Source organism: Paenibacillus turicensis (genome assembly GCF_017873435.1).
GTDB classification, from domain to species: domain Bacteria; phylum Bacillota; class Bacilli; order Paenibacillales; family Paenibacillaceae; genus Fontibacillus; species Fontibacillus turicensis.
Window position 1 is genome coordinate 1 of record NZ_JAGGKG010000040.1, and the last position, 1,753, is coordinate 1,753.

Here is a 1,753-nt window from a genome sequence, read left to right on the forward strand (position 1 = left end):
GTCTCCCTCCTTATATTTCATTTTTCTTACGCTAGCTCGCTCATTCGCAGAATATCATTTGTTAGATTATCAAATGAAGGCGAAGAAGGAGGAACACCGACTCGAAAAGTTTAACATGGTCAGGGTGAAATAAAGGAAATAAGATATTTCCCAATATAATCCTTTATTTGCATGCTCCAAGATAACCCTTGAGGTTTGCTCTCCCATGTCTCTACGGGTCTATGCCCTTACATTCCTTCGTCACACCTATCAAGGAGTTGGAGTTCGACTCTGCTCTTAAAATGGGTCTAAGCCCTTTAGACAACCGTGGTCGTTTCTTCATGCCTCTTGTTATTCTGCAAATGAGCCAACTGGTAATAACCGAGTGTTTAGATTTAAGCGATCATCCTTAGTTTATTGCTGAGATATTCACAGTGGTTCTTGGCCATAGCGACTAGCATCCGAGCTAATTTGCCACACAGCTTCATAATCGACTTCATGCCAATCATTCTTTTTACCCTTATGTTATGTTGATGAAGGGCTTTGAACTCTGGATGAACAGCTACCATGTGAAGGACCGTTAGAAACAGAATCTTTCGTAGCCGTGGTCGTCCTCGTTTGGTAATTTTGGATATCCCTCGATGCGTACCCGAACTACTCTCTTGTAGATGTAGACCAGCCAAGCGAAGCAACTGGTTACCATGAGCAAAAGAGGCCAGATCTCCAGCTTCACTGTATAAGGTGGCTAACGTGATCGCACTAATCCCTTTAATCGTAGACAATACTTTTGTAGTTGGAATATCTGCGATACGTGTTAACACTTCTTGCTCCAACTGATCGAGCTGAGTGCGAAGTAAGTGGTACTGCTGAAGAAGAAGGGACAAACTAAACAGGGCCTCTTCCACCGTGCCAGGAAGCGTGGCACTCTGCTGTGCGACTTGAATTAACTCTCTTGCTACTTGACGGCTGCCTGCTCGTTTCATGTCCTTCTTCCAACCTGTTATAATTTCATCCTCATTTAGAAGTCTTAGTTGGGAAGGATGAGGGAACTGTGTCAGTGTGGAGATGGCTGTTTTACTGGTAATATCCTTAAAGACACTTCGGAATTCAGGAAAGTAAAGATCTGTCCACCGATGTAGCTGGTTCACGACGGTAGACATTTGTTTACTGATAAATTCTCGAGTATTCACAAGTTGTCTTAGTGCACGGTACGGCTCGGCGTGCAAAAAAAGTTCAGAGTAATACCCGTTCTTCACCATATCTGCAATCACAAGGGCATCCTTAATATCATTTTTGGTTGGGGAGTTATCTCTATTTTCTTTATTGCGCTTCACCTGAAATGGATTGACAAGAACAAGCTCCAACTTTTGGTCTTGAAGCCAGTAGGCTAAGTTCAGCCAATAGTGACCTGTAGGCTCCACACCAAAAATAACGGTAGAGAGCTGACCTTGATGCATAAGGGACTGAACCCAGTGTTGTAATTGCTTAAAGCCAGCCACGTTGTTAGAGAAGGCCAAGTAGCGTCCTTGCTCAATACCACGATAATTTGTAGCCCGAGCAACATGAGTAAATTTAGCAATATCAATCCCAATAATAAGATGTTTAGAACTAATACGTTCGATACGTTGATTTTGCTTTGCAGATTGTTTAAACTTCATAGTAAGAGCACCTTCCTTAGATAATTGTTGTTTTGGTAGACACCATTATCTTAAGGGAGTGCTCGTTTTATTTCAAAGACCAAATTTAAGGGAATACAGGAATGCTCTTAAAATCA

1 protein-coding gene is annotated in these 1,753 nt (G+C 42.1%); it reads right to left on the bottom strand.

The annotated features are described in order from the left end of the window. Nucleotides 1-374: 374 nt before the first annotated feature. A complete protein-coding gene (locus J2Z32_RS22155) occupies nt 375-1,637 on the bottom strand; it encodes an IS110 family RNA-guided transposase (protein WP_210091381.1) in 1,263 nt (420 codons plus the stop codon). Nucleotides 1,638-1,753 lie beyond the last annotated feature (116 nt).

Coding starts and splice junctions, on each gene's coding strand:
- J2Z32_RS22155 (WP_210091381.1), bottom strand. CDS start 1,637: ATGAAGTTTAAACAATCTGCAAAGCAAAATCAACGTATCGAACGTATT.